The organism is Pseudomonas sp. Pf153 (assembly GCF_001269775.1).
In the GTDB taxonomy this organism is placed as follows: domain Bacteria; phylum Pseudomonadota; class Gammaproteobacteria; order Pseudomonadales; family Pseudomonadaceae; genus Aquipseudomonas; species Aquipseudomonas uvaldensis.
The window spans coordinates 908,357-932,839 of sequence record NZ_LHVL01000030.1 but is presented as its reverse complement, the minus strand read 5'-3'; the positions used below and the strand labels follow the sequence as shown (position 1 = coordinate 932,839).

Annotated in this window: 23 protein-coding genes and 3 tRNA genes; 18 read left to right on the top strand and 8 right to left on the bottom strand. The window is 59.7% G+C overall.

Features of this window, described 5'->3' with window-relative positions; translation table 11 throughout:
- Window position 1: 1 nt before the first annotated feature.
- Entirely contained in the window at window positions 2–1,345 is a 1,344-nt protein-coding gene (gene chrA, locus AD666_RS25305) for a chromate efflux transporter (protein ID WP_053158574.1), read from the bottom strand.
- A 185-nt stretch (window positions 1,346–1,530) separates the two neighbouring features.
- Between chrA and AD666_RS25300 the strand changes: the two genes are divergently transcribed.
- The 6 genes from AD666_RS25300 (at window position 1,531) to AD666_RS25275 (ending at window position 10,015) form a co-directional block, all read left to right on the top strand.
- Entirely contained in the window at window positions 1,531–2,190 is a 660-nt protein-coding gene (locus AD666_RS25300) for a ribonuclease T2 (RefSeq protein ID WP_053158571.1), read from the top strand.
- Between the two features lie 168 nt (window positions 2,191–2,358).
- On the top strand, window positions 2,359–3,930 hold the full coding sequence (locus AD666_RS25295) for a GGDEF domain-containing protein (protein ID WP_053158568.1): 1,572 nt from the start codon (window positions 2,359–2,361) through the stop codon (window positions 3,928–3,930).
- A 75-nt stretch (window positions 3,931–4,005) separates the two neighbouring features.
- The gene (locus tag AD666_RS25290; protein WP_053158565.1) at window positions 4,006–6,576 is read left to right on the top strand and encodes an EAL domain-containing protein; all 2,571 of its coding nucleotides are present in this window, start codon (window positions 4,006–4,008) and stop codon (window positions 6,574–6,576) included.
- A 69-nt stretch (window positions 6,577–6,645) separates the two neighbouring features.
- Entirely contained in the window at window positions 6,646–7,440 is a 795-nt protein-coding gene (gene xth, locus AD666_RS25285; RefSeq protein WP_053158562.1) for an exodeoxyribonuclease III, read from the top strand.
- 96 nt (window positions 7,441–7,536) lie between these two features.
- Complete coding sequence (locus tag AD666_RS25280; protein ID WP_053158559.1) at window positions 7,537–8,355, top strand: arylamine N-acetyltransferase; 819 nt, start codon at window positions 7,537–7,539, stop codon at window positions 8,353–8,355.
- 139 nt (window positions 8,356–8,494) lie between these two features.
- Window positions 8,495–10,015: a nucleobase:cation symporter-2 family protein gene (locus AD666_RS25275; protein WP_053158556.1), complete on the top strand. Its 1,521-nt coding sequence runs from the start codon at window positions 8,495–8,497 to the stop codon at window positions 10,013–10,015.
- Between the two features lie 71 nt (window positions 10,016–10,086).
- Here the strand turns inward: AD666_RS25275 and AD666_RS25270 are convergent, their stop codons facing one another.
- Complete coding sequence (locus AD666_RS25270) at window positions 10,087–10,437, bottom strand: hypothetical protein (protein ID WP_053158553.1); 351 nt, start codon at window positions 10,435–10,437, stop codon at window positions 10,087–10,089.
- A gap of 177 nt (window positions 10,438–10,614) precedes the next feature.
- On the opposite strand from AD666_RS25270, the gene AD666_RS25265 reads away from it, so the two are divergent.
- Window positions 10,615–11,436, top strand: coding sequence for a shikimate 5-dehydrogenase (locus AD666_RS25265; protein WP_053158550.1), 822 nt, complete (start codon window positions 10,615–10,617; stop codon window positions 11,434–11,436).
- A gap of 5 nt (window positions 11,437–11,441) precedes the next feature.
- On the opposite strand, the gene AD666_RS25260 is transcribed toward AD666_RS25265, so the two are convergent.
- Window positions 11,442–12,089 (bottom strand): YceH family protein, encoded by a 648-nt coding sequence (locus AD666_RS25260; RefSeq protein ID WP_053158547.1) that lies wholly within the window; start codon window positions 12,087–12,089, stop codon window positions 11,442–11,444.
- A 128-nt stretch (window positions 12,090–12,217) separates the two neighbouring features.
- Between AD666_RS25260 and AD666_RS25255 the strand changes: the two genes are divergently transcribed.
- Window positions 12,218–12,727, top strand: a complete 510-nt coding sequence (locus AD666_RS25255; RefSeq protein WP_053158544.1) for a DUF1993 family protein — start codon at window positions 12,218–12,220, stop codon at window positions 12,725–12,727.
- Window positions 12,728–12,926: 199 nt separating this feature from the next.
- Here the strand turns inward: AD666_RS25255 and sstT are convergent, their stop codons facing one another.
- Window positions 12,927–14,159 carry a serine/threonine transporter SstT gene (gene sstT, locus AD666_RS25250; protein WP_053158540.1) on the bottom strand — a complete coding sequence of 411 codons (1,233 nt, stop codon included), beginning with the start codon at window positions 14,157–14,159 and terminating at the stop codon, window positions 12,927–12,929.
- 278 nt (window positions 14,160–14,437) lie between these two features.
- Between sstT and AD666_RS25245 the strand changes: the two genes are divergently transcribed.
- On the top strand, window positions 14,438–15,598 hold the full coding sequence (locus AD666_RS25245) for an MFS transporter (RefSeq protein WP_053158537.1): 1,161 nt from the start codon (window positions 14,438–14,440) through the stop codon (window positions 15,596–15,598).
- 138 nt (window positions 15,599–15,736) lie between these two features.
- Here AD666_RS25245 and nhaR read toward each other — a convergent pair whose 3' ends face one another.
- Window positions 15,737–16,633 (bottom strand): transcriptional activator NhaR, encoded by an 897-nt coding sequence (nhaR, locus tag AD666_RS25240; protein WP_053158534.1) that lies wholly within the window; start codon window positions 16,631–16,633, stop codon window positions 15,737–15,739.
- A gap of 136 nt (window positions 16,634–16,769) precedes the next feature.
- Between nhaR and AD666_RS25235 the strand changes: the two genes are divergently transcribed.
- Complete coding sequence (locus tag AD666_RS25235; RefSeq protein ID WP_053158531.1) at window positions 16,770–17,033, top strand: hypothetical protein; 264 nt, start codon at window positions 16,770–16,772, stop codon at window positions 17,031–17,033.
- Between the two features lie 28 nt (window positions 17,034–17,061).
- The gene (locus tag AD666_RS25230) at window positions 17,062–17,811 is read left to right on the top strand and encodes a TerC family protein (RefSeq protein WP_053158528.1); all 750 of its coding nucleotides are present in this window, start codon (window positions 17,062–17,064) and stop codon (window positions 17,809–17,811) included.
- A gap of 57 nt (window positions 17,812–17,868) precedes the next feature.
- Here AD666_RS25230 and AD666_RS26675 read toward each other — a convergent pair whose 3' ends face one another.
- Entirely contained in the window at window positions 17,869–18,033 is a 165-nt protein-coding gene (locus AD666_RS26675; RefSeq protein WP_172679670.1) for a hypothetical protein, read from the bottom strand.
- A 222-nt stretch (window positions 18,034–18,255) separates the two neighbouring features.
- On the opposite strand from AD666_RS26675, the gene AD666_RS25225 reads away from it, so the two are divergent.
- Entirely contained in the window at window positions 18,256–18,933 is a 678-nt protein-coding gene (locus AD666_RS25225; protein WP_053158525.1) for a peptidase C39 family protein, read from the top strand.
- A 98-nt stretch (window positions 18,934–19,031) separates the two neighbouring features.
- The gene (locus tag AD666_RS25220; protein WP_053158522.1) at window positions 19,032–19,238 is read left to right on the top strand and encodes a DUF6021 family protein; all 207 of its coding nucleotides are present in this window, start codon (window positions 19,032–19,034) and stop codon (window positions 19,236–19,238) included.
- A 49-nt stretch (window positions 19,239–19,287) separates the two neighbouring features.
- On the opposite strand, the gene pbpG is transcribed toward AD666_RS25220, so the two are convergent.
- Entirely contained in the window at window positions 19,288–20,226 is a 939-nt protein-coding gene (gene pbpG / locus AD666_RS25215) for a D-alanyl-D-alanine endopeptidase (RefSeq protein ID WP_053158519.1), read from the bottom strand.
- Window positions 20,227–20,438: 212 nt separating this feature from the next.
- Entirely contained in the window at window positions 20,439–21,293 is an 855-nt protein-coding gene (gene folD / locus AD666_RS25210) for a bifunctional methylenetetrahydrofolate dehydrogenase/methenyltetrahydrofolate cyclohydrolase FolD (protein WP_053158517.1), read from the bottom strand.
- Window positions 21,294–21,574: 281 nt separating this feature from the next.
- Between folD and AD666_RS25205 the strand changes: the two genes are divergently transcribed.
- The 5 genes from AD666_RS25205 to clpP all read left to right on the top strand — a co-directional run bounded on the left by AD666_RS25205 (window position 21,575) and on the right by clpP (window position 24,380).
- A tRNA-Arg gene (locus AD666_RS25205) sits at window positions 21,575–21,651 on the top strand.
- Window positions 21,652–21,691: 40 nt separating this feature from the next.
- A tRNA-His gene (locus AD666_RS25200) sits at window positions 21,692–21,767 on the top strand.
- Window positions 21,768–21,821: 54 nt separating this feature from the next.
- Window positions 21,822–21,906: transfer RNA gene (locus tag AD666_RS25195), tRNA-Leu, on the top strand.
- Between the two features lie 429 nt (window positions 21,907–22,335).
- Window positions 22,336–23,646 (top strand): trigger factor, encoded by a 1,311-nt coding sequence (gene tig / locus AD666_RS25190; protein WP_053158514.1) that lies wholly within the window; start codon window positions 22,336–22,338, stop codon window positions 23,644–23,646.
- 92 nt (window positions 23,647–23,738) lie between these two features.
- A complete protein-coding gene (gene clpP, locus AD666_RS25185) occupies window positions 23,739–24,380 on the top strand; it encodes an ATP-dependent Clp endopeptidase proteolytic subunit ClpP (protein WP_003183177.1) in 642 nt (213 codons plus the stop codon).
- Window positions 24,381–24,483: the final 103 nt, after the last annotated feature.

Here is a 24,483-nt window from a genome sequence, read left to right as displayed (position 1 = left end):
CCTAGCGCAACAAATGCACCGCCATCCCGGCCAACCCGCACGCCACCAACACCTGAATCACCCCACGCTTGTAGCGAAACAGGGCAACGGCCGCCGCCAGGGCGATGACTGCCGATGGCCAATCCAGTGCCCCCGCAAATCCATTGGGCCACAGTACGTGATAACCGAAGAAACAGGCGAGGTTAAGGATCACGCCGACCACGGCCGCGGTAATGGCCGTCAGCGGTGCGGTAAATTTCAACGCGTTGTGAGTCGACTCTACCAGCGGACCGCCGGCCAGGATAAACAGGAAGGAAGGCAGGAAGGTGAACCAGGTCACCAGGGTGGCCGCGACGGCGCCGGCGAGGAAAGCCTGCTCGGGGCCAAACACCTGCATCACGTATCCACCGACGAAACCGACGAACGCCACCACCATGATCAACGGGCCGGGCGTGGTTTCCCCGAGCGCCAGGCCGTCGATCATCTGGGTCGGCGTCAGCCAGCCGAAGTGTGCGACAGCGCCCTGATACACATAGGGCAAAACCGCGTAGGCGCCGCCGAAGGTTAGCAGCGCGGCCTTGGTGAAGAACCAGGCCATTTGTGTAAACGTGCCTTCCCAGCCGAACACCACGGTCAGCAGGCCCATCGGTAACGCCCATAGCAGGGCGCCGATGACCGCCAGGCGAATGAGCCTGAGGGCGCTGAACCGTGCATGGTCCGGGGTCGGAGTGTCGTCGTCGATCAAGGCCGGGCCATAGGAGCGATGGCTCGTGTCGTGACCGCCCAGGCTGAATTTTTCCGGGACCCAGCGACCGCCCAGGTAACCGATCACAGCGGCACTCAGAACAATCAGCGGGAAGGGCAGATTGAACGCGAATATGGCGGTAAACGACGCCGCGGCGATTGCCCACAGCCAATTGTTCTTGAGCGCGCGGGAGCCTATGCGGTGGGCAGCATGCACCACGATCGCCGTCACGGCCGGCTTGATGCCGTAGAAGATTCCCGCCACCACCGGGACTTCGCCAAAGGCGACATACAACCAGGACAAGGTGATGAGGATGAACAGCGAAGGCAACACGAACAGTGCCCCGGCGATGACCCCACCCCAGCCGCGGTGCATCAGCCAACCCAGATAGGTCGCCAATTGTTGCGCCTCGGGTCCCGGCAGCAGCATGCAGTAATTCAGGGCATGCAGGAAACGCCGCTCGGAAATCCAGCGCCGACGTTCCACCAGTTCCTGATGCATGATCGAAATCTGCCCCGCCGGCCCACCAAAACTGATAAAGCCCAGCTTGAGCCAGAACCGGAAAGCTTCGCGCAGGCTGACAGCCGAGGGACCATCGACGGGGTTAGGCAGTTTATTCATGGGCGTTGGGATGCCTGAGGGCCAAGGACGAACTACGTTATGGGGCGTAACGCAATTTGGATAGCCCCAGGCGAGGTTTACCTGTAAATAACACGTCCCTTCATGGGGTTGAAACACAGCCCTGGAACAATCACCGCCCGGAACGTCGTCATGGTTATTTCCAATGCAGCCCAAGGAGTGGGTCAATGAAACACCGTTTAATGATTGTTGTATTACTTGCGCTTACGTCAGGTTTCATCGGTACGGGCAATGCCCGTGAGTCGCGCAACGCACGGGCGGAATCCGTCGCGGGCGTGTTCGATTACTACGTCCTGTCGTTGTCCTGGTCACCGACCTTCTGCCTGACTCACCAAAACGATACGCAATGCTCCGGCAAAGGCTACGGCTTCGTGCTCCACGGTCTCTGGCCGCAATATGCCAAGGGGGGATGGCCGCAATCCTGCGAGCCGAGGGTGTCGTTGACGGCCGCCGAGAGGGCAAAGGGACTGACACTGTTCCCTACGCCAAAGCTGCTGGAGCATGAATGGTCCAAGCACGGCACGTGCAGTGGTCTGGGCGCCATGGGCTATCTGCAAGCCTCCGACAAGGCACTCGATGCGGTGAAGATTCCACCGCAATTGCAGCCACTCAATTCCTCCTATTATTTTGAAGCCGAGGAGATTGCCCGGTTGTTTCGACAGAGCAATCCAGGTATCCCGGATAAAGGAATCGCCGTTATTTGCAGTGGCCCGCAATTGTCGGAAGTGCGGGTGTGCATGGACAAGGACCTGAGTTTCAGCGCATGCGGCAAGGGTGTCAGGACGCAATGTCGGGCAGGGGAGATCCGCGTACCGCCGGTACGGTGATTCCCGCGGGGGCTGCGTGTCGACGCGGGGTCTGGTTTGGATCCAATCAGGCCATCCATCGTCTTCGTCACGACGGCAAATTGCCGCCCTACAAGCGGTAGGCTAAGCTCACGGATATTGAGGGCTTTGAGCGATTTGCTCATGTTTTTGCCCTCCCCAGGACTTCGCTTGCCAATCCCCATCCATGATCCGCTCCATGCTCCTGGCGGTGCCCTGAAGCGTCTGCCGCTGCTAAAGGCAGCGGTGGCCTTTATCGCGGCCGTCTGCTTGTGCCTGTGCGGTTTGCTGTACCTGCAACTGGAGCAGTCTCGTCGGCACGACCTCGAAGCGGCAAGCATCGCCTCGGCCAACCTGACCTGGGCCATGGCCCAGCAGGCCCAGGATACGTTTCGGCAGGCCGACCTGGTGTTGGACAGCCTGACGGACTGGATCCAGGCCGAGGGATTCGGACCGGCGACGCAACCGCGTCTGCAGAAAGTCTTTGCCCGGCGCGCGCTATCGCTGGAACAGTTGCATGGCCTGTTTCTGTTCGACAAGCACGGACACTGGGTCGTTACCTCCTTCGATCATCTGAAGAGGGGAAACGGTGTGGCGGACCGGGAATACTTCACCTTCCATCAGCAGAATGCCTCCCTGATCGCCCATATCGGGCCGGCGATCCGCAGCCGGCAAAATGGCGATTGGATCATCCCCATATCCCGACGCCTGAATGATCAGGACGGCAACTTCCAGGGCGTGCTGATGGCTGGGATCAAGATGTCGTACTTCGATAGATTCTTCAAAAGCTTCAACCTCGACGACAAGGGCGAGATGGTCCTCACCTTGTCCGATGGAACGCTGTTGGCCCGCCGGCCATTCGATGAGGCGATGATCGGCCGTTTCCTGGCCCAGGAACGTCTTTTCCGGCATGACCCGCAGGAAAAGGAGCCTCACCGGGCGATGATCCGCTCCACCACCGACGGTGTCGTCCGGCTATACGATCATCAACATTTGCAGGCCTATCCGTTGATGGTCTCCGTGGCGATGTCCAAGCAGTCGATCCTGGCGGGCTGGTATGCCAAGGCCTTTCAATCCACTCTGATCGTGGCCCTGGTGGTGATCGGCATTTGTCTGTTCGGTTGGGTCTTCGTACGACAGGTGCGTAACAGCGAGCGGATTGAGGCCGATCTGCGCAAGGCCCAGGAAACCTTGCGATTGATCGCTACTCACGACAGCTTGACGGGGCTGGCGAATCGGCGGTTGTTCGAGCGGGCCCTGGACATCGAGTTCGGCCGGGGCGCCCGCCAGCGCAGTTCGCTCAGCCTGATTTTGCTCGATATCGACTTCTTCAAACGTTACAACGATACCTATGGGCACGTGGCCGGGGATCATTGTCTGGCGGAGGTGGCGCAAGTGCTCAAGGGTTGCTGTCATCGCAAGGCGGACCTGGCGGTGCGCTACGGTGGAGAGGAGTTCGCGGTATTGCTTCCCGATACCAACCTGCAGGGCGCCGTGACGCTGGCCGAGCAAATCCGCAGCAACCTGATCGAAAAGCACATCACACACGCTGGTTCCCCGACCGGTTACCTGACGGTGAGCCTGGGCTGCTATGCTTTTGTGCCGAGCAGCCTCGACAGCACCGAGGTCTTCATCCAGAGGGCGGATGCCGCCCTTTACCAGGCCAAGCACAGCGGTCGCAATCGCGTGGCGGTGTGGCCGACGGAAGACGGGCGAGATGTGCTGGAGCGCTCCGATCGTTGAGTTCGTGGGAGTCATCGACGGCGGGCAACGGTCAACTGCACATCGAAGCAAGCGTCGAAGCCCAGGAACAGATGAATGGACACTTCTGCCGATACGCTTTCAAACACCACGCGCCATACCCCCATTACCCGTCGCCTGGTGGCCGCGGTGGCAGGACTGTTTGTCCTCGGCGTGCTGCTGACGGCAGCGGCGTTATTCGAGATCGCGGGCGATCTGGACACCGAGGATGTGCGCAAAACACATTTCTACACCGAGCGCGCCGTCCAGAACCGCATCACCGCCTCCAAAAACTACATCACCAGCTATGCCTTTTGGACCACAGCCTATGAACATCTCAATGGCGAGGTGGATGTGCAATGGGCCTACGCCGACCAGAACATGGGCAGGACACTGTTTACCAATGACGAATACGAAGGCGTGTTCGTCATTGATCGCGAGCGCACCAAGTACGCCTTGATACGAGGGCAGCCTCTCCAGGCCGACGTGTCGGCTTACATGGAAATGCCATTGAAGGAGCTGGTGGAACAGCTCCAGGGGCAAGCCGACCTGACCATGCCCCAGATCCGCTATACCTTGTTCGAAGGCTGGCCAGCCATCGTCACCGCGGCGGTGATCGTGCCCAACGACGAGCGTCCACGGATCGATCCCAGGGGAGCGTCGATCCTGTTATTTGTCGATCAACTGACGCCCGTCAAGCTGCGCAAACTGGGCAAGAGCTATGGCCTCATCGATCTGAATCTCAAACAGGACACGGCACTTGAACCAGGCCAGCCGGCGGTGCCGCTGGACAGTACCGGCTACAGCCTGGTGTCCCGGCTCGAACGGCCGGGCCGGCAATTGCTCTGGTCCCTGATCCCGCCGCTGGGTGGGGCACTGTTGATCCTGGCGCTGCTTACCGCCTGGTTTTTCCGCTATGCCATGCGCGCGGCCCGGCATGTGGATGCCAGCCATGACAGCCTGGAAAAGTCGACCCGGGCTCTGGAAGCCAGTGAAGAACGTTTCCGCGCTGTGGCCGAGGCGGCATCCGATTGGATTTGGGAGATCGACAGCCAGCGCCGCATCACTTACTTATCGGGACGCTTCAATGCGGTCACGGGGTTTTCCGACCGGCAGTGGCTGGGGCAAGACATCGAACAGCTGTTGTTCTGCGACACGACACCGATTGCCCTATGGCTGAGCAATCTGACGGAGGAACATAACGTCAGCAACCTGCGTTGCTCCTACCGCGACCATTCCGGGCAATTGCGCTTTTGTCGGGTATCGGCGCGACCGATCCTGGACAAGGGAGAGACGGCAGGGTATCGAGGTACTGCCAGCGACATCACCGATGAGGTGGCAGCTCATGCCCAGGTCCAGCATTTGTCATTGCACGATGCGCTGACCGGCCTGCCGAACCGCAACAAACTGGCGCGGTACCTGGATGATGCGCTGCTCGCCAAGGAGCATTCCGCACCCTTGACCCTGCTGGTGGTGGACCTGGACAATTTCAAGCCGATCAACGACTCCCTCGGCCACCCGGCGGGCGATGCGGTGCTGCTGGAGGTGGCGCAACGGCTGCGCGACAGCACCCGTGACCAGGACCTGGTGGCACGGTTGGGAGGCGATGAGTTCGTCGTGGTGCTCAGCGGAATGGAAAACACCACCGAGATCGACCGATTCTGCGAGCGACTGATCAACAGCTTGCAGCAACCGATCCACTACGAGACCCACGCCCTGCACATCGGCGCCAGCATCGGCATCGCGGTGAGCCGTCGCCAAGGCTATATTCCCGGAGAATTGATCCGTTGCGCTGACATTGCCATGTATCAGGCAAAGTCCGAGGGCAAGAAAACCTGGTGCTACTTTGCGCCACAAATGAACGATCAGATCCAGCACCGACGCCAGTTGGAAAGCGATCTGCGCCAGGCTCTCAGGAAAAACGAATTCGTCCTGCATTTCCAGCCTCGCTACAAGGTCGATGGTCGCGAAATCGTTGCCGTCGAGTCGCTGGTGCGTTGGCAGCATCCGACCCAGGGCTTGCTGGGCCCGGATGCCTTCATTCCCTTGGCCGAACAAACCGACCTCATCGTTCCGCTTTCGCGCTGGGTGCTGCGCGAGGCTTGCGAAACCGCGCTGACCTGGCCGGGGGATCTGATGGTCTCGGTCAATCTCTCGCCCGCGCAATTCGAGCGCAGCAACGTCGTCGAGGACGTGCGCCAGGTGCTGATCGAAACCCATTTCCCGGCCAGTCGCCTGGAACTCGAAATTACCGAGAACGTGATGCTCAACGATGTGGACGGAGCCCTCCAGGTCATGAACGCCCTGAAGGAACTGGGCGTACGTTTGAACATGGACGATTTCGGCACCGGTTATTCGTCGCTCGGTTACCTGCGAACTTATCCGTTCGACGGCATCAAGATCGACAAGCGCTTCATTGCATCCATGAGCAACAGCAGCAACGATCGGGCGGTGGTGCAGGCGATCATCAATCTGGGCAAGGCGATGGGCCTGACCGTCACGGCCGAAGGGGTGGAAACCCTGGCCCAGCTCGGTTCGCTGGGATCGGACCAATGCCATGAGGTTCAGGGTTATTTCCTCAGTCGTCCAATCGATAAGGCCGCGTTCGCGCGCCTGCTGGATAGCGATCGACCTTCATCGAGCTCCTGAAAGCCGTTGCAACCACTGCGGTTTTTTATCGGTCACAGGTGAGTGTCCTGGCATTTCGAGTTCCGGTCCATGAAAAATCTGCGTATCGCGACCTTTAATATCAACGGCATCCGGGCCCGGTTGCCCAACCTGCTGGAATGGCTGGAGCGAGAGGGCCCAGACATTGTCTGTCTGCAGGAGCTCAAGGCAGCCGACAAGGATTTCCCGGCGGCGGAGCTGGAGTCGGTGGGGTACGGATCGATCTGGCATGGCCAGGCGTCGTGGAATGGCGTCGCGATCCTGGCCCGTGATGCGCAGCCGCTGGAGAGCCGTCGTGGCCTGCCCGGCGCAGATGACGACAGTCACAGCCGTTATCTGGAGGCCGCTGTGCATGGCGTCCTGGTGGGGTGCCTCTACCTGCCCAACGGCAACCCGCAGCCAGGCCCGAAGTTCGACTACAAGCTGGCATGGTTCGAACGGCTGATCGACTACGCCCAAGATTTACAGGCCAGCGAACATCCGGTGGTACTCGCCGGTGATTACAATGTGGTGCCCACCGACATGGACATTTACAACCCGCGCTCCTGGCTCAAGGATGCGCTGTTGCAGCCCGAAAGCCGCGAGTGCTATCAACGGCTGCTCGATCAGGGATGGACGGATGCGTTGCGTCATCTGTATCCGCAGGAGCGGATCTACACCTTCTGGGACTATTTCCGTCAGCATTGGCAGAAAAATTCGGGGCTGCGTATCGATCACCTGCTGCTCAACCCGGCGGCGAGCCCTTATTTGAGCGAGGCGGGCGTGGACGCCTGGGTCAGGAACCAGCCTCATCCCAGCGATCATGCGCCTACCTGGATCCGGCTGGCTTCGCGCAAGCGGCGCTGAACGGGTTATTGTCGTCGCCGGAACAATGCCTTATACCTGCTGCCGACAGCAGCTGGCTTACTGTAGGCCTGCGCTGGACCAGGAAAGGACACCCTCATGGACACCCCACGACTGAGCGATACGGGCCGTTATCTCAAACGCCTGGGCTTCGACGCGCCCCCGGCGCCGACCCTCGACACCTTGCGCAAGCTTCAATGGCGCCACACGGCCGAATTCCCCTTCGAAACACTCTCGACGCTACTGCGTCAGCCGGTGCCTATCGATCTCGAATCGGTGGAGCGAAAAATCCTCGATCAAGGACGTGGCGGTTACTGTTACGAACTCAATCAATTATTCCTGGCGTTGTTGCAGGCACTGGGCTTCGATGCCCGCGGCATCACCGGACGGGTGGTGATGACCGCTCCCGAAGGGGCCTGGCCCGCCCGCACCCATCGTCTCAGCCTGGTGACGCTGGATGGCGTGCGCTATATCACTGATGTCGGCTTTGGCGGCATGGTGCCTACCGGCCCTTTGCTACTGGACAGTCGCGACATCCAGGCCACTCCCCACGAGCCGTACCGTATTGAAGATCATCCAGACGGCTACCTCCTGCGGGCCAACGTGACGGGGGAATGGCGACCGATGTACCTGTTCGACCTGCAACGCCAGGAAGACATCGACTACATCGTGGGCAATTGGTATGTCAGTAGCCACCCCGACTCTCCATTCATGGGGCGATTAATGGTGTCCCGCACCGGTGATGGCCTGCGCAAGACCCTCAATGGCAACAGCTACGCCTTGCATCGGTTGGGGCAGGAGAGCGAGCGGCGGGAGATCACCGATGCCGATGAACTGATCGATGTGCTGGAAAGTGAATTCGGGCTGCGCGTGCCGCCACGAGAACTGTTGCGCCCTGTACTGGCGGGGCTTCTCTGAAAACGGAGTGGATGTTTTTTGCGGATGCGATGACCCTTTGGTCATGATGCGGCTTAAAAGTTGTATACAACTATCTGGACATTTGTCCTGAGTTTTGAATACAGTGTGCCCATAACAAAAAACAGGGAACCCCCGAATCATGAAAACGCCCCATGTTTCACTCCCACGGCCCGAGGACGAAAACCTTGGCGTCGGCGCGAATATGGCTTATGGCCTGCAACATGTGTTGACCATGTACGGTGGCATCGTCGCCGTGCCTTTGATCATCGGGCAGGCGGCCGGGCTGTCGTCGGCGGACATCGGTCTGTTGATTGCGGCGTCATTGTTCGCGGGAGGGCTGGCGACCTTGCTGCAGACCCTGGGCCTGCCGTTTTTTGGCTGCCAGTTACCCTTGGTACAAGGCGTGTCGTTCTCCGGCGTCGCGACCATGGTGGCGATCGTCGGGACCGGCGGGGAGGGCGGATTCCAGGCCATCCTGGGCGCGGTGATCGCCGCATCCTTGATTGGCTTGCTGATTACTCCGGTATTTTCGCGAATCACCCGGTTCTTTCCGCCGTTGGTCACAGGCATCGTGATTACCACCATCGGCCTGACACTGATGCCGGTGGCGGCACGCTGGGCGATGGGCGGCAACAGTCACGCGGCTGATTTCGGCAGCATGGCGAACATCGGCCTGGCCGCCGTCACGCTGGTGCTGGTGCTGTTGCTCAGCAAGATGGGCAGCGCGACCATTTCCCGGTTGTCGATCCTGCTGGCCATGGTGATTGGTACGGTGATAGCGGTGTTCCTTGGCATGGCTGATTTTTCCGCCGTCAACGAAGGGCCGATGTTTGGCTTCCCCACGCCGTTCCACTTTGGCATGCCAACCTTCCACATCGCGGCGATTCTGTCGATGTGCATCGTAATCATGGTGACTTTGGTGGAAACTTCCGCCGATATCCTGGCGGTGGGCGAGATCATTGACACCAAGGTCGATTCCCGGCGCCTGGGCAATGGCCTGAGGGCGGACATGCTGTCGAGCATGATCGCGCCGATTTTCGGCTCGTTCACCCAAAGCGCCTTTGCCCAGAACGTCGGGCTGGTGGCAGTCACCGGAATCAAGAGCCGCTATGTGGTGGCGACCGGCGGGCTGTTTCTGGTGGTGCTCGGGCTGTTGCCGTTCATGGGACGGGTGATCGCTGCAGTGCCGACCTCGGTGCTGGGCGGTGCCGGTATCGTGCTGTTCGGCACCGTCGCCGCCAGTGGCATTCGTACCCTGTCGAAGGTCGATTACCGCAACAACGTGAACCTGATCATTGTCGCCACCTCCATCGGCTTTGGCATGATTCCCATCGCCGCGCCAAACTTCTACGATCACTTCCCGAGCTGGTTCGCCACCATTTTCCATTCAGGGATCAGTTCCTCGGCCATCATGGCGATCGTATTGAACCTGGCGTTCAACCACCTTACCGCCGGTAATTCCGACCAGCAGTCAGTCTTCGCCGCCGGCACCGAGCGGGTGTTGCGCTACCAGGACCTGGCGGCGTTGCGCGAAGGGGACTATTTCAGCGACGGCAAGTTGCATGACTGCGATGGCAACGAGATTCCGGTGGTGGCGGAGCCTGCCCATCCGACTGCGGAACATGGCACAGCAAGGCTCAAAAGCAGCGAGCATGTCTGATATCGGTTGCTTGCCCCATAAAAAAACAGCCTGCGGTCACTGACGGCAGGCTGTTTTTTGTTCCGGATCGCTTACCAGCGACCGTAGTGACCACGGGGCGGGCCATAGTAATAGCCCCGTGGTGGCCCGTAATACACGGGCGCCGGGCGATAGTAGACAGGTCGCTCGATGTACACCGGCGGTGGCGCGTAATAAACCGGCGGAGGTTGTTGTACATAGACCGGTTGTGGCTGCACGTAGACCGGTTGCTGCACATAGACCGGCCGGTCACGGTTGATGATCGCCGAGCCGACAATCGCCGAGCCGACGATTGCACCAAACACTGCGGGCCCCTCCCAACCACCGCGACCATGGGCGGATGCCTGGCCGGTGACCGCGAGTGCCCCCATGAGCAGGGCGATGATGGGGAGTTTACGATTCATGGTGGTTCCTCGTTTCGGCCCCGGCAACTGTGGTCTGTAGCAGACCCGATGATTGGTCGCCGGGATACTTGCTCTGACAACGATTTTCTCAGGATCTGCAACGCCGTTGGGTAAATATTGTGTAAGGTCCAACGAGACGGTCATCCGTTTGTCCGAAAGTGAACGCAAGGAACCAACATGCAATTCAAACACAACAAAGACACCCAGCTATGCATGTCCCTGTCGGGACGTCCCGGAAACTTCGGCCTGCGCTTTCATAATCACCTGTACGAGCAGTTGGGCCTGAACTTTTACTACAAGGCTTTCAGCAGCCAGGACCTGCCCGGTGCGGTCAGGGGAATCCGCGCGCTGGGCATTCGCGGGTGCGGGGTGTCGATGCCTTTCAAAGAGGCCTGTATTCCCTTGGTCGATGAGCTGGACGCTTCCGCTGCCGCGATCCAGTCCATCAACACCATCGTCAACACCGACGGTCACCTGAAGGCCTATAACACCGACTACATTGCCATCGCCCAGTTGCTGCAAACCCATGCCGTGCCGAAGGACTCGACCTTCGCACTGCGTGGCAGCGGGGGCATGGCCAAGGCAGTGGCCAGCGCCCTGCGCGATGGCGGCTACAAGAAGGGCCTGATCGTCGCTCGCAATGAAGCCGCCGGTCGCGCCCTGGCCGAGTCCCTGGGCTATGAGTGGCAAAGCGAACTGGGCGAACAACGGCCCCGGATGTTGATCAATGTCACGCCCATTGGCATGACCGGCGGCCCGGAGGCCAGCGAGCTGGCGTTCGCGCCGGACGCCATCGAGGCGGCGCAGACGGTGTTCGATGTCGTGGCGATCCCGTCGGAAACGCCACTGATCGTGCGGGCTCGGGCTGAAGGCAAGCGTGTCATCACCGGGCTGGAAGTCGTTGCGATCCAGGCCCTGGAGCAATTCGTGCTCTACACCGGTGTACGACCGAGCCTGGAACAGTTCGAGAAAGCCGTGGCCTTCGCCCGGGCCGTGTAGGGGCGCTATTCCAATCGGGCCAGCCGCTCTTCCAGCGCCGCGATGCGGGCTTCGAGCTCTTCGATACGCTCCAGCGACACGCCGCTGCCGGTGCCGCGTTCCACCGGATGCTGTCGGGCAGCGAGGATCGCCTCGATGTCCGCCGGATCGCCCAGGGCATGGACGTAGCGGTCTTCCCGCTGACCGGCCTGACGCGGCACCAGCAGGGCCAGACCGCGGGCGATCAGGCGTTCCAGTTGATGCAGCACCTGTTCGGTGTCTTCGAAGTCGTGCATCCGGCCGCTGCGGGTCAGCAGCTCATTGATCGTTTGAGGGCCACGCAGGAACAGTAGCCCCATCAGGACCACCTGGGCCGGCACCAGTTCAAGAGCCTTGTCGACCCGGTGTTCCCAGCGGTCGGCGCGGCTGCCCATCACCAACCGGGTAAAACCGCGGCCTTCAAGGGCCCGCAGGCTTTGACCAACCTGGCCGGGCGTCAGGTTCATCACCGGTTCGCGGCTGGTCTTCTGATTGCAGGCCAGAACCAGGGCGTTGAGTGTCAGGGGATAGGTTTCCGGGTTGGTCGCCTGTTTTTCAACCAGTGATCCCAGGATGCGGATTTCCGTGCTGTTGAGCCGTGCTTCTTCAGCCTGGCCTTGTTCTTCGATGCCCATCGCGCGTCCCCTATGCTATGAAGCCGCCTAGCGTAATCCTTGCGTGATAAAAGACAAGCCGCTCAACGCCGTGTCTATAATCGCCCACGTTCGATGAACCTCTTTTCCATCACCTGCATGAGATCGCCATGACTATTTCCCTGTACGCCGCTTCCATCCCGGTTTTCAAGCAGATGCTCAACGCCCTGAGCGATGTGCTGAACAAGGCCGAAGCCCACGCCAGCGCGAAAAGCATCGACCCGAACGCCTTCCTGCAAGCTCGCTTGTACCCAGACATGTTCCCGCTGGTGCGCCAGGTGCAGATCGCCGTGGATTTCGCCAAAGGCGTTTCCGCGCGGCTGGCCGAAATCGATGTGCCGAAATATGACGACAGCGAAACCACTTTCGCCGAGTTGCAAGCCTTGATCACCAAGGTCCTCGCCTTTATCGACGGCATTCGTCCCGAGCAGATCGACGGCAAGGAAAACATCGAAATCGTGACCCGTCCGGGCACGCCCAAGGAAAAGCGTTTCACCGGCCAGAACTACCTGCTGACCTACGGCCTGCCGCAGTTCTTCTTCCATGTCACTACCACTTATGCGCTGCTGCGCCACAACGGCGTGGAAATCGGCAAGCGCGACTACATGGGCGCGTTCTAAACCTGCCGATGTAAAAAAGCCCGGGACGGTGTGGGCCGTTCCGGGCTTTTTTTGCCTGTTGGATCGTTGCTGAACGTGCCGCCGCTATCGCGAGCAGGCTCGCTCCCAAAGATCCAGGGTGGATGTATGTCCTGGGACCACTCCAGAGCCATGTGGGAGCGAGCCTGCTCGCGATGAGGCCCGTACAGCCGACCGCGTCTTATGCCGTACGCGCGAGCTTCTCTTCCTCACCCAGACAAGCCGCCGCCGTGAACAGCACGTCAGTGGACGAGTTCAGCGCCGTTTCCGCCGAGTCCTGCAATACGCCAATGATGAAGCCTACGGCTACCACCTGCATGGCGATCTCGCTGGGAATGCCGAACAGGCTGCACGCCAGAGGAATCAGCAGCAGCGATCCGCCGGCCACTCCAGACGCGCCACAGGCGCAAATGGCCGCGACGACGCTCAGCAGTACCGCAGTCGGCACGTCCACGACGATACCCAGGGTATGTACCGCCGCCAGGGTCAGTACGGTAATGGTGATGGCGGCGCCGGCCATGTTGATGGTGGCGCCCAGCGGGATCGAGACCGAGTACGTGTCTTCGTGCAGACCCAGGCGTTTGCTCAGTTCCAGGTTCACCGGGATATTCGCCGCCGAGCTGCGGGTGAAGAATGCGGTGATGCCGCTCTCGCGCAGGCAGGTAAACACCAGGGGGAAGGGGTTGCGACGCAGTTTCCAGAACACGATGAGCGGGTTGACCACCAGGGCGACGAACAACATGCAACCGATCAGCACAGTCAGCAGTTGCAGGTAGCCGAGCAGGGCACTGAAGCCGGAGGTGGCGAGGGTCGAGGCCACTAGGCCGAAGATCCCCAGCGGTGCGAAGCTGATTACCAGACGCACGATTACCGTTACGCCATTGGAGAGATCCTCCAGCACGTTGCGGGTGGTCTGGCCGGCATGGCGAATGGCGATGCCCATGCCAATGGCCCAGGCCAGGATACCGATGAAGTTGCCCTCCATCAGTGCCCGGACGGGATTGTCCACGACGCTGAGCAGCAGGCTCTGCAACACTTCGCCGATGCCGCCGGGAGCAGTGACAGCGACGTCCTGGGTGGACAGCACCAGGCTGGACGGAAACAGTGTGCTGGCCACGACCGCCACCACGGCTGCCGCAAAGGTCCCCAGCAGGTACAGGAACAGGATCGGGCGGATATGGGTTTCCTGGCCGTGCTTGTGGTTGGCGATCGACGCCATGACCAGCACGAACACTAGGATGGGAGCCACCGCCTTGAGAGCGGACACGAAGACCTTGCCAATGAAGGCCGTGGACTTCGCCACGTCGGGCGCGAGCCAGGCCAGGGCAATACCGGCAATCAGACCAATGATGATCTGTGTCACCAGGCTGGTGCGTTTCAAGCGTTGCAACAGGGAAGGGGATAAAGCAGTCATAACGACCATCCGTTTGTTTTTTTGAGTAACGGTCGACGATCAGGGCGACAAGCGGGCAGGCCACATGAGCGGGACCGGAAGCGGTACAACAGTTGCGGGGCGCGGACTTTAGCACAGCCCGCTGAAGAATCTGACGGACCTGTGACGATCCGCCACCCATGTTTCAATCGGCGTTTGTCTGCCACGTACATTCTGTTAGGCTTTGAACCTCTCACTTCTCTATTCCTCCAGCGGGCCCTTGGGTTCACGCTGGTGTCGTTGTTTTGCCGGAGTCATGCATGTTGTTACCCATTTTCCTGTTGTCGGCCGCCGGCTTCACGGTACTGACCACGGAATTCATCATCGTCGGCTTGCTGCCTTCCATCGCCCGTGACCTGGACGTCAGCATCCCCCAAGCCGGGTTACTGGTGACGTTGTTCGCGTTTACGGTGGCAGCGTTCGGGCCGTTCCTGACAGCCTGGTTCGCCCGTTTCGAGCGGCGCAGGCTGTTCATCAGCGTACTGATGATGTTCGGCCTGGCCAACACATTGGCGGCCGTTGCCCCGGATATCTGGGTCATGGCCATTGCCCGGTTGATTCCGGCGCTGGGCTTGCCAGTGTTCTGGGCGTTGGCGAGTGAAACGGCGGTGAACATTGTCGGGCCACAATACGCCGGGCGCGCCATTGCCCGGATCGGCTTCGGCATCGTCTGCGCCACGGTGTTCGGCATTCCGGTGGGCACGCTGATTTCTGATGCGTTCGGCTGGCGCAGCGCTTTTGCGATCCTGGCAGTCATTGCGTTTGCCAAGGCGTTGTTACTGTTCATCTACTTGCCAAAGACCGCCCTGCACCTGCAGCAGGTGAGTTTGCGTTCGCAGTTCAAGATCCTGCGCAGCCCGTTGATGCAGGGACACGTGCTGTTGTCGATCCTGGTGTTCAGTGGCATGTTCACCGCCTACACCTATCTGGCCGATATCCTCGAGCGTCTGGCCGGGTTCGATGGCACGTTGGTAGGTTGGTGCCTCATGGGCTTCGGCGCTGTGGGATTGGTGGGCAACTCGCTGGGTGGTCGTGCGGTGGACCGGCATCCGCTGATCGCGTCGATGGTGTTCTGCCTGTTCATGATCGGCGGCATGGTGGCGCTGGTGCCGAGCATTCATTCAGCCCTGGGCCTAGCTGCGGCGATGGGGATCTGGGGCGTGACCCAGGCTGCCCTGTTCCTGGTCAGCCATGTGCGCCTGATGAAGGCCGCCCCCGAGGCGCCGGCTTTCGCTGCCTCTTTGAACATCGCGGGTGCCAACCTGGGGATTGGCCTGGGGGCGATGATTGGCGGGCGGGTCATCGACACCCTGGGCCTGGGCAGTGTCGGATTCGCGGCGGCCGGATTCATCCTGGTGTCGATCCTGCTGGCGATGCTGTTGATGACGTTTAAGCCTCGCACCACTTGCGCAGGCCGTTAGGCTCTGTCTGAAAAGCCTTGATACTCGTTCATGCTGCGTTGAAAACCGGCTCGGAATGCTCATTTACTCCAGTAAACTCCGCTTCCTCGCCGGTTTTCGCCTTGCCTGACCTTCGTCTCAAGACTTTTCAAACAGAGCCTAAGCGCTGAACAGCTCGCGCCGCGCCCCTTCGGCAATGGCGACAATCCCCGGATGGCTGACTTTGCGTTCCACGGAAATGGCATAGAACGACTCGCTCACCGCGTCGGTCTGGCCGATTTCCCGCACGCCGTACTGGCGTTTGACCTCATCGGCAATCACGCTCGGGCCGATGAAGATCCCGCTGCCTGACTGACCGAAGGCCTGCATCAATGCGCTGTCGTCGAACTCGCCGACGATGCGTGGCTGGATCTGCTGTTCGGCGAACCAGCGTTGCAGGCGACTGCGCACCACGGTTTCCGGGCCGGGAATCAGCAGCGGCGCGTCATGCAGGCTGCGGGGGAAATCCTGCCCGTAATGCTCGGCCAGCGCGGCGGTGGCGAAGAAACTGATACCGCATTCTCCCAGCTTCTGACTGTAGCCCTTGATGTCCAGGTGAGTCGGCATCGGGCTGTCGGAAATCACCAGGTCCAGGCGTTGGATCGCCAGGTCGGCCAGCAGCCGTTCGAGTTTGTCTTCGCGGCAGGTGATGCGCAGGGGCTCGCTCAGCTCCATGGTGGGCGCCAGCAACCGATAGACGATGGATTTGGGCACCACATCTGCCACGCCGACCCGGAACAGTGTCTGTTGTTCATTGGGTTGGGCCCGCAGCATGAGCTCCAGTTCGCCACCCAACTGAAACATATGTTCGGCGTAGGGCAGCGTCTGGCGTCCGGCTTCCGTCAGCTCCAGTTGGCGTCCGACGCGACGAAACAATTTGATGTTATACGTCTGCTCGAACAGGGAGATCTGCCCGCTGATGGTTTGTGGGGTCAGGTTCAGTTGCTCGCAGGCCCGCACGATGCTGCCGGTCTTGGCCACTACCCAAAAGTAATGCAGTTGTCGGTAATTGAGCATGGAATGACTTCGGTTCGTAAAAAACGAAGTATAACCGCTGAAAATACGAATTTTCCTGAAGTATCCACGTCCCTAGAATGCTGAGCCATTGGTGAGCCATCTTCGCGCTCTGTCCATTTCGAGAGGCATTTTATCCATGACATACAAAACCTTGGGGCTTGCTGCCTTGCTGGCTGTGTCGGTCCTGACATTGTCAGGTTGCGAACAGGCCGAAAAAAGCGCTCAGCACTTGGCCGAGCAATTGAAGGAACAAGCGGTCGAAACCGCCAAAAAAGCGATCGATGACACCCACAAGGCTGCCGAGAAAGCGTTGAGCGAGGCAACGGGCGGTTTGATCAGCCCCGAGAAAGAACCGGCGCCCGACGCCGACGAATCCAAGCCTTCCACCCAAACCCTCTAACCCCGTCATATCGAGTCAGGACTGACCCATGGATTATCTTTTACAACTTGTCGCCAGCCCCACCGCCTGGATCGCCCTGGCGACCCTCGTCGTCATGGAAATCGTGCTCGGCATCGATAACCTGATCTTCATTTCGATCCTGACCAACAAGCTGCCCGAACAACATCGTGCCAAGGCACGTCGGATCGGTATCGGCATGGCGTTGATCCTGCGCCTGGGCTTGCTGAGCACTATCGCGTTCATTGTGCAGTTGACCGAGCCGGTCATCGAGATCCTGGGCCAGGCGTTCTCCTGGAAGGACATGATCCTGATCGCCGGTGGTCTGTTCCTGCTGTGGAAGGCGACGACCGAGATCCATCACAGCATGGACCCCGCGCCGGATGATCCCAAGACAGCCACATCTGGCGTGACCCTCGGATTTGCCGCCGCGATCGGTCAGATCCTGATGCTGGACCTGGTGTTCTCCATCGACAGCATTATCACGGCTGTGGGCATGACCGAGCACTTGCCGATCATGATCATTGCCGTGGTGGTCTCGGTACTGGTGATGCTGCTGGCAGCCGAGCCGCTGGCCAAGTTCATCCATGACAACCCGACGGTGGTCATGCTGGCCCTGGGCTTCCTGATCATGATCGGCATGACGCTGATTGCTGAAGGTTTCGGTGCCCATGTGCCCAAGGGCTACGTCTACGCCGCCATGGCGTTCTCTGCCGCGATTGAAGTGCTGAACATGATGGCCCGTCGCGCCCGGCAAAAGGCGTTGGGTCACGAGGCCTGATAACAGGCAGGAAGAAGCCGCCCGGGTTCAGGCCCGGGCGGTTTTTTTGGTGGGGAATCAGTGCGCGGTGGCGGGGCGCCTTGTGGTTTTTGTGTTTTTCTGCGTTTGCGCCGGTGTCACATGATGATGGCGGCGGGTGATCCGCAGCACCCCCCAGAGCATGGCGGTCGCTACACTCAGCCAGCCGAATATCAGCATCACAATAGTCGTCGTCAGGCTCATCAGGGCCTCCCTCTGCCCCGGTCCGGGGCAACACACTCAGTTCAATTGACAGTCTAGTCGTTCAAGTGTTGCAGGCAGTCGATCGAGGCGCTCGGCCACGCAACAGTTGGTTCTATCGCGGCGTCGCAACTGCAGTTCAGGCTATACCCGGACCGGTGGGCGCTTTATGATCGACGGCCCCAACCCGACCCGAACATCGGGTATCTGAAATAGAGAGTCATCATGTTGCCGGTCATTCCCTCTTTTCGATCACTGGTATTGGCCACTGCTTGCCTTGTCGCCCTGGTCGGTTGCGCAGGCAGCGTGTCGCCGCAGATCCAGCGCCTGCCCGAACGGGTGGAGCTCAACGGCGTGCCGTTCTATCGGGGAGATCTCTACCAGGGCGCTCCGCAGTCACTGGCCGCCCTGCTGACGTTGCAAGGTACGGTGATCACGCCGGGGTTGCTGGAGAAGCCACTGCATCTACCGGGCGGCGAAGCCAAACTGCAGCAGAATATGCAGACGGCGGCGCGTGAATACGGGTTGGTGGTGTATCCGCTCGACAGCCGGCTGGACGCGCTGCTGACGCAGGTCGGGGCGGGTAACCCGGTGTTGCTGCGTTACACCGAAGGCGCCGCCTTCTGGTCCGGGCCCCGATACGCGATTCTTGCCGGTTATGACCGGCAGAAGCAGACGGTCTTGCTGCGCTCGGGCATGAACCGGCGGCTGTCGATGAGCTTCAGTGGGTTCGAATCGGCTTTCAAGGATGCGGGGGGCTGGGCCGTATTGCTCCAGCGCCCGACGCAGCTTCCTGCCAACGTCGACTCGCAGCGTTGGCTGAAGGCCGCCGACGAACTGGCCGGGGCAGGACGGGAGCAGGCGGCGGCGCGGGCCATCAAGGCCCTGGATACGGCGCATTGATGATCTGCCCCGTTCGTCACTTGCCGGGCACGACCTGACTCTCCCGAGGCTCTTATCGTCAGGGTCCATTGTCCGGGCCCTGATTCGAGGAGGCAGGTATGGCACAGTCGAAAACACCCACGGGGCCCCATTCATCCGAGCACTCGTCCGCCGATGACGACTTGGGATTCGATCCGGATTCGCCGGACCTCGATGACCCGCAAGTTGACCCGATAGGGCCGGCCAAGGCCCCACGGGACGAGAAACGCGAGCAGGATCCGCCATCTTCCAAGGCCTATGATCCGCTGGGCAAGCTCAAGCCCTGAACGCAAACAGCCCCGAATGATCGGGGCTGTCGATTTATTTAACGAGCGCTTATTGAGAGGCTTCCACCACGCCGCTCTGGCGGCTCTTGAGATTTTTCGCGGCCTTGTACTGCAGGGCCACGGCCGGAGCACGGGTACTCTTGCCGGTTTCAACCCAGCTGCGAATTCGGCTGGCATCAGCGAAATGTGTGTATTTGCCGAAGGCGTCCAGGATGACCAGCGCCATCGGACGATTGCCCATCCGGGTTACCAGCACCAGGCAATGTCCGGCCTGGTTGGTGAAGCCGGTCTTGGTCAGCTGAATATCCCAGTTGCCCCTGTGGATCAGATGATCGGTATTGCGAAAGCCCAGGCTGTAGACCGGTTTGCGGAACGTGACGGTCTTTTCCTTGGTAGTGCTCAGCTCACTGAGCAACGGGTACTTGCGCGCGGCGATCAGCAGTTTCGTCAGGTCCCTGGCAGTGGACACGTTATGGATCGACAGGCCGGTAGGCTCGACGTAATGGGTGCTGGTCATCCCCAGCGCCTTGGCCTTGGCGTTCATCGCGGCGATAAAGGCCGCGTAACCGCCCGGGTAATGATGGGCGAGGGTGGCGGCGGCGCGGTTCTCCGAAGACATCAGGGCAATCAGCAGCACGTCGCGGCGCGACAGCTCGCTGTTGAGCTTGACCCTGGAAAACACACCTTTCATCTCCGGCGTATTGGCGATGGTGATCGGGATGTACTCATTCAGGTTCTGCTTGGCATCCAGCACGATCAGCCCGGTCATGAGTTTCGTGACCGAAGCGATCGGCACTACGACGTCCGGGTTGCTGGAATAAACGACTTTATCCGTCTGCAGGTCCAACAGCATCGCGCTGCCCGAGGCCACCTGCAGTTTTGACGTGTCTCGTGGGGTCGCGATGGTTTCCTGTGCGTTGACATCCTGCGTGATAAGAGCGCCCGAGAAAGCGAAGAACAGGCTGAGGATCGAAAGACGGATTTTCACGCGAGTAGACTCGATAGTATTGAAGGTACCGTTGAGCAACGGTTTTAAAAAAAGCGCTGCATTTTAGGAGTATGGGTGACAACGGCGCTACATGCCTGTGCCGTGGGGACGGGTGCATAAATAAAGTTTAATGCAGGGGGATAAATGCACCTGTGGGAGCGAGCAGGATCGCTCCCACAGGGCTTGCATGACTTGCGGTGCGGGTGAACGTATCAGCTATGCAGCGTCTCTGCGGCGTACAGCGTGTTCTCCAGCAGGCAGGCGCGGGTCATCGGGCCCACACCGCCTGGTACCGGAGTGATCCAGCTCGCGCGGGGCAGGGCGGTCTCGTACACCACATCGCCCACCAGCTTGCCGTCGTCCTGGCGGTTGATGCCCACGTCAATGACGATTGCGCCTTCCTTGATCCATTCGCCCTTCACCAGCCCGGGCTTGCCGGCAGCCACAACCACCAGGTCGGCGCGCCCGACATGGCCAGCCAGGTCCTTGGTGAACCGGTGGGTCACAGTGACCGTGCAGCCTGCCAGCAGCAGCTCCATGGCCATCGGCCGACCAACGATGTTGGATGCACCCACCACCACCGCGTCGAGGCCATAAAGGTCAACGCCAGTGCTTTCCAGCAGTGTCATGATCCCTTTGGGCGTGCAGGGGCGCAGCAGCGGGATGCGCTGGGCCAGGCGACCGACGTTATAAGGGTGGAAACCGTCGACGTCCTTGTCCGGGCGGATGCGCTCCAGCAGGCGGGAGGCGTCGAGGTGTTCAGGCAGGGGTAACTGAAGCAGGACCCCGTCGATGTTCGGGTCATCGTTAAGGCGATCGATCAGATCGGCCAACGCTTGCTGGGTGGTTTCGGAAGGCAGGTCGTAGGCTTGGGAGAGGAAGCCGACCTCTTCACAGTCTTTACGCTTGTGCGAGACATAAACCTGAGAGGCAGGATCGCTGCCGACCAGGATCACCGCGAGACCAGGCGTGCGCAAGCCTTGCTGGCGACGCTCGGTGACGCGTTGGGCGATCTGCTGGCGCAGGCTGGCGGCGATCGATTTGCCGTCGATAAGTTGTGCAGTCATTGCGCGTGGTTAACCATCGAGAGGGGAAAAAAAGAGAGCGCATTCTCGCATGCCAGGGCGTGAGGGCAAAGGCGCTTGGTCTGCAAATTCCCCTAACCCCTTTAATTAAATGAATTTTTTTTAGAAAAGAGTTGACGGCCTTTCGGGTCGTCTATAAGATTCGTCGCACTTGTCGGGCACAGCCTAGCACTGGTTAAGAAGGTTGAGCGGAGTTGGCAGTTTCAATTCGGCAAAACTGAAAGCACTTAGTTTGTAATCGTCAAAGAATACAGATTAAAAAGGCGCCCGTAGCTCAGCTGGATAGAGCATCCGCCTTCTAAGCGGATGGTCGCAGGTTCGAGTCCTGCCGGGTGCGCCATTAGGCAGCTTTGGCACAAGTAACGCAGTAAGGCAATATGGTGGGCGTAGCTCAGTTGGTAGAGCACGGGATTGTGACTCCCGTTGTCGTGGGTTCGATCCCCATCGTCCACCCCATATTCTAGAAAGGCGCCAGATTTAACGGTCTGGCGCCTTTGCTTTAAAAGCTTGGCGGATGTGGTGGAATTGGTAGACACACTGGATTTAGGTTCCAGCGCCGCAAGGTGTGAGAGTTCGAGTCTCTCCGTCCGCACCAAACAAGTCGCTATTTAAATAGCAGAAAACGGCGCAGTACCTGAAAGGGGCTGCGCCGTTTTTGTTTTCAAGGTTTTTATTTGATCGGCAATTGCCCGTTCCGTTTGTGGGAGGGGGTGCGGCGGTTGCTTCGTCGTCATTGTGTTTCTTGATGATGCGCGATATGCCGTCTGTCCCCTGGCGGGTGCGTCTGTCCTGCGCTCGGAAACGATGCTTCTTATATAAGGAAGCGTTGATGCAGAGCCTTGGGGTTGATCGACTGTTTTTGCAATCCGGTACGGGGCGGGTCCATGTGCCCTGCCTTTGAATTCGGCGCTTATTTTCCGGCTGTTTTCAGTAGGGTGACTTCTTGAGTTTGACCTACTAGAATGCATGCCCTTGATTCTGGGGTCGGAAACGCCGGCCAACGTCTGTGCAACGAGGAATATCCATGCAAGTTTCTGTTGAAAATACTTCTGCTCTTGAGCGCCGCATGAGCATCACCGTGCCGGCTGAGCTCATCGAGACCCAGGTCAACAAGCGTCTGCAGCAGACTGCCCAGAAGGCCAAAATCCCAGGTTTCCGCCCAGGCAAAGTGCCAATGAGCGTGATCCGTCAGCGTTACGAGGCTGACGCACGTCAGGAAGCCGTGGGCGACGTTATCCAGTCTTCGTTCTACGAAGCTGTGGTCGAGCAGAAACTGAACCCGGCCGGCGCACCGTCCGTCGAGCCTAAAGTACTTGAAAAAGGCAAGGACCTGGAATACGTCGCCACGTTCGAAGTGTTCCCTGAGTTCACCGTTGCCGGCTTCGAGTCCATCGCCGTCGAGCGCCTGAGCGCCGAGGTGTCGGATGCCGACCTGGACAAGATGCTGGACATCCTGCGCAAGCAGAACACCCGTTTCGAAGTGGCCGATCGCGCCGCCCAGAACGAAGATCAACTGAACATCGACTTCGTTGGCAAGGTTGACGGTGAAGTGTTCGCCGGCGGTTCCGCCAAGGCTACCCAGCTGGTGCTGGGCTCCGGTCGCATGATTCCAGGTTTCGAAGATGGCCTGGTCGGCGCCAAGGCCGGCGAAGAGCGCGTCCTGAACGTGACCTTCCCGGAGGACTATCAGAACCTGGACCTGGCCGGTAAGCCTGCCGAGTTCACCGTGACCGTCAACAGCGTTTCCGAGCCGAAGCTGCCTGAGCTGAACGAAGAGTTCTTTGCCCAGTTCGGTATCAAGGAAACCGGTCTCGAAGGCTTCCGCGCCGAAGTTCGCAAGAACATGGAGCGCGAGCTGCGTCAGGCCATCAAGTCCAAGATCAAGAATCAGGTCATGGACGGTCTGCTGGCCTCCAACCCGATCGAAGTGCCAAAGGCCCTGCTGGACAACGAAGTGAACCGTCTGCGCGTGCAGGCTGTCCAGCAGTTCGGCGGTAACATCAAGCCGGACCAGCTGCCAGCCGAGCTGTTCGAAGAGCAAGCCAAGCGCCGTGTCGTGCTGGGTCTGATCGTGGCTGAAGTGGTCAAGCAGTATGAGCTCAAGCCTGATGATGCCCGCGTCCGCGAACTGATCCAGGAAATGGCCTCGGCCTATCAGGAGCCCGAGCAAGTCGTGTCCTGGTACTACAAGAACGAGCAGCAACTGAACGAAGTCCGTTCGGTTGTGCTTGAAGAACAAGTTGTGGATACTGTTCTGCAGAAAGCTAGCGTGACCGATAAAGCGGTCTCTTACGAAGAAGCGGTCAAGCCGGTGGAAGCTCCACAAGCCGATTGATTGTTCTGCGGTAAGAAATACACACCATAAGCCAGCCTTCGCGCTGGCTTATGCGTATTCAAGACATAACTATTTGGGAGTGACTGCGAGACATGTCCCGCAATTCTTTTTATCAGCAGAGCTCTGACATCCAGGCCGCAGGCGGCCTGGTCCCGATGGTTATCGAGCAGTCCGCTCGTGGCGAGCGTGCCTATGACATCTACTCGCGTCTGCTCAAGGAACGCGTCATTTTCCTGATCGGCCCCGTTGAAGACTACATGGCCAATCTCGTGGCGGCACAACTGCTGTTCCTTGAAGCGGAAAACCCGGACAAGGATATCCATCTTTACATCAACTCACCTGGCGGTTCGGTGACTGCAGGCATGTCGATCTACGACACCATGCAATTCATCAAGCCGGACGTTTCCACCATCTGCATCGGCCAGGCCTGCAGCATGGGCGCCTTCCTGCTCGCCGGTGGCGCCGCAGGCAAGCGTCACTGCCTGCCTAACTCGCGCATGATGATCCACCAGCCATTGGGCGGCTTCCAGGGCCAGGCGTCGGACATCGACATCCATGCCAAGGAAATCCTGCATATTCGTTCGCGCCTGAACTCGCTGCTGGCCCATCACACCGGTCAAAGCCTCGAAACCATTGAGCGAGACACCGAGCGTGACAACTTCATGAGCGCCGAGCGTGCGGCCGAATACGGCCTGATCGACTCCGTGATCAACAAGCGTCAAATGCCTGCCTGAGGCCCTCAAAATGCAGGTGGTTGGGATGACCGGCCGCCTGCGGGCTTGAAAAAGCCCGCAATTGCCTTCATCTTGTGTTGCAAGCCTATCGGATTTGGATCGA